Here is a 3,839-nt window from a genome sequence, read left to right as displayed (position 1 = left end):
TCGACCAGGACGCCTACCGGCGTCTTCTGCTGAGCCGGTCCACCAACCTCGCGGGGCTGCGCACGCACCCGCTCTACGTCCTGGTGGCCAGCGCCTTCTGGCTTGAAAGCGGCATGTTCCTACGGTCAGGTGCCGCGGTGGCGGCGGTCCTCGCGCCCCTGGAACGAGCGATCGGATCTCGACCGGCACTCGGCGTGTTCGCATCCGGACACGTCGGGGCGAGCCTGCTCGTCGCCGGCGGGCTGGTGCTGGGCCAGCTCGTCGGGCTCGTTGACGACCACGTCACCGACGCCGTCGACGTCGGCGCCAGCTACGGCCTGATCGCCTGCGCCGCGGTGCTCGCCGCCGCGGCGCAGGCCTGCTGGCGGTGGCCGCTGACCAGCGGCGGGCTAGCGGTGCTCGTCCTTGCCGCACTCCACACACCCGACTTCACCGCTGCCGGGCACCTCGTCGCGGCCGGCATCGGCCTGGTCTGTGCCCGATACCTTCCAACCTCGTATCTTCCGGTCTCGTACCTTCCGGCCTCCCAGCCCCCGTTTCCGGGCTCCGGATAGGCTCAGAACAACGATCGACACCATCCGCGTGAGCCTGCAGCCGGCGCCGCTGTCGTGATCCGCGGATTCCCGCAGGGTCCGCGGGACGGGTCGGGTCGGGTCGACCTGAGGATGATGAGACATGACCAGCAGTACCGAGGGCACCAGTACTAAGGACACCAGTACGAAGGACGCCGACGCCGAGCACACTGGCACCGGGCGCGACAGCGACACCCGGCCTGCGGGCGCCCAGCCCGCCGCGGGCACAGTCCCGGTCGTGGACCTGCCGTTCCGTTACAATGCCCGGCTGGCCGGCGACATCGAGCGCCGCTGGCAGCAGACGTGGTCACAGCGGGGAACGTTCAGCTCCCCCAACCCGCGGGGTCCGCTGTCGGACGGTTTCGACGAGGTCGCCGGACGTCCGACGTTCTTCATCATGGACATGTTCCCCTACCCGTCCGGTAGCGGTCTGCATGTCGGCCATCCGCTCGGCTACATCGGCACCGACGTGCTCGCCCGCTACCTGCGGATGACTGGTCACCACGTTCTGCACCCGTTCGGTTACGACGCATTCGGCCTGCCGGCCGAGCAGTACGCCATCAACACCGGGCAGCACCCACGGGTCACCACCGAGGCCAACATCGACAACATGCGGCGCCAGCTCGGACGGCTGGGGCTGGGTCACGACGCCCGCCGCGAGATCGCCACCACGGACGTGGAGTACTACCGGTGGACCCAGTGGATCTTCCTGCAGATCTTCAACAGCTGGTACGACGACCAGGCTGACCGCGCCCGCCCGATCGACGAGCTGATCGCCGAGTTCTCCGCCGGCACCCGGGCGCCCAGGAGCAGCGCCAACCCGCACAACCGACCCTGGTCGGCGCTCAGCCCGACCGAGCGCCGGCAGGTCGTGGACGGGTACCGGCTGGCCTTCATCTCCGGGCAGCTGGTCAACTGGTGCCCCGGCCTCGGCACGGTGCTCGCCAACGAGGAGGTCACCGCCGACGGACGCAGCGACATCGGCAACTATCCGGTCTTCCGCCGCCCGCTGCGCCAGTGGATGATGCGGATCACCGCCTATGCCGAACGCCTGATCGCCGACCTGGACCTGGTCGACTGGCCGGACTCCATCAAGCAGATGCAGCGGAACTGGATCGGGTCGAGCGACGGTGCCACGGTCGAGTTCCCCGCGGTCGGCTCCGACGTCCGCATCGAGGTCTTCACCACCCGTCCCGACACCCTGGCCGGCGCCACCTTCATGGTGCTGGCACCGGAACACCCCCTCGTCGACACGCTGACCGCGCCGACCTGGCCGCCGGGCACGCCGGTCGGCTGGACGTTCGCCGACCCGGTTCCCGGCTTGGAAACCGGACTGTGGGACAGCCCGGAAGCCGGCCGCCCGCAGAACAGTCAGGACAGCCCGGAAGCCGGCCCGGGAACCGACGGCCGCGGTCCGGCACCGGACGAAGCAGCCTGGACGCCGCGGGCGGCCGTGGCCGCCTACCGGGCATACGCCGCACGCCTGGGCGATCGCCAGCGTGGCACCGACGAGATCCCGCGCACCGGCGTGTTCACCGGCGCGTATGTCACCAACCCGGTCACCGGCAACGCCATCCCGGTCTTCCTCGCCGACTACGTCCTGATGGGTTACGGGACGGGCGCGATCATGGCCGTTCCCGCGCACGACCAGCGCGACTTCTCCTTCGCCCGCACGCTCGGCCTGCCTGTCCCGGCCGTGCTCGCGCCGAGCGAGGACTGGCGAACCGAGCACAAGGTGCCCGCGGGCGCGGCCCCGGACACCTGGCCCGTCGCCTTCTCCGGGGAGGGGGAGTACCTGCCGGCGGCGGGTGTGGCGCCGTCCTTGGTCGGGCTGTCGAAGCCGGAGGCGATCAAGGCGACGGTCCGCTGGCTGGAGGACGTCGGCGCGGGCCGCGCGGCCCGCTCCTACCGGCTGCGGGACTGGCTGTTCTCCCGGCAGCGGTACTGGGGCGAGCCGTTCCCAATCGTGTTCGACGAGGACGGTCTGCCGGTCGCGCTCCCGGACGAGCTGCTGCCCGTCACCCTGCCGGAGATGACCGACTTCCGGCCGGCGGCCATGGCCGACGACGATGTCAGCGATCCGGTCCCCCCGCTGGCGCGGATCACCGACTGGGCCACCGTCACCCTCGACCTGGGCGACGGGCCGAGGACGTACCGGCGCGAGACCAACACCATGCCGCAGTGGGCCGGCTCGTGCTGGTACTACCTGCGTTACCTCGACCCGACGAACAGCGAGCGCTTCGTCGACGCCGAGGTCGAGCGCTACTGGATGCACACCCCGGACGGCCCGCCCGGCGACGGTGGCGTGGGGCTCTACGTCGGCGGTGTCGAGCACGCCGTCCTGCACCTGCTGTACGCGCGGTTCTGGCACAAGGTCCTCTACGACCTGGGGCTGGTCTCGACGAAGGAACCGTTCAAGCGGCTGTTCAACCAGGGCTACATCCAGGCGGACGCGTTCACCGACGCCCGCGGCATGTACGTGCCCGCGGCCGAGATCGTCCGCACCGCCGACGGCGGGTTCACCCACAACGGTGAGCCGGTGAACCGGCGGTCCGGGAAGATGGGCAAGAGCCTGAAGAACAGCGTCAGCCCGGACGAGATGTACGACAGCTTCGGCGCGGACACCCTGCGGGTCTATGAGATGGCCATGGGCCCGCTGGATGCGGACCGGCCGTGGCACACCGACGACATCGTCGGCTCCCACCGCTTCCTGCAGCGACTGTGGCGCAACATCATCGACGAGGCGACCGGCACGGCGGTCGTCTCCGACGTCCCGCCGGACGCCGAGGCCACCCGGACGCTGCACCGCACGATCCTCGCGGTCCGCGCGGACTACGCGGGCCTGCGTTTCAACACCGCGGTGGCCCGCCTCATCGAGGCGACCAACTTCGTGAGCAAGCGCTACGGCGGCTCAGGCGGGCTGCCGCGCGAACTCGCCGAAGCGCTGGTGCTCATGGTCGCCCCGCTGGCCCCGCACATCGCCGAGGAACTGTGGTCGCGACTGGGTCACGACGGCTCGCTCGCCCTGCATCCCTTCCCGCAGGGGGACGAGTCGCTGGCAGTCGAATCCACGGTGACGCTGCCGGTGCAGGTCAACGGCAAGGTGCGGTTCACCGTCGACGTCCCCGCGGACGCCGACGAGCAGACCGTCCGCGCTGCGGTGACCGACCACGAGGAGTACGCGCGACACACCGCGGACCGGACGGTGAAGCGGCTGATCGTGGTTCCCGGCCGGATCGTCAACATCGCCCTGGGCTGAACCCGGCC

Annotated in this window: 2 protein-coding genes; both read left to right on the top strand. The window is 70.5% G+C overall.

Going from position 1 to position 3,839, the window contains the following annotated elements:
- Positions 1–554: rhomboid-like protein (locus DD1DGNOD_RS26505; protein WP_165036412.1), on the top strand; the 554-nt coding region annotated here is incomplete at its 5' end.
- Positions 555–675: 121 nt separating this feature from the next.
- A complete protein-coding gene (locus DD1DGNOD_RS04400) occupies positions 676–3,831 on the top strand; it encodes a leucine--tRNA ligase (RefSeq protein WP_131769508.1) in 3,156 nt (1,051 codons plus the stop codon).
- The last annotated feature ends 8 nt before the right edge of the window (positions 3,832–3,839 follow it).

Source organism: Candidatus Protofrankia californiensis, from assembly GCF_900634765.1.
Taxonomy (GTDB): domain Bacteria; phylum Actinomycetota; class Actinomycetes; order Frankiales; family Frankiaceae; genus Protofrankia; species Protofrankia californiensis.
Note: the sequence above shows the minus strand (reverse complement) of the source record. Positions and strands in the feature narration are given on the sequence as shown.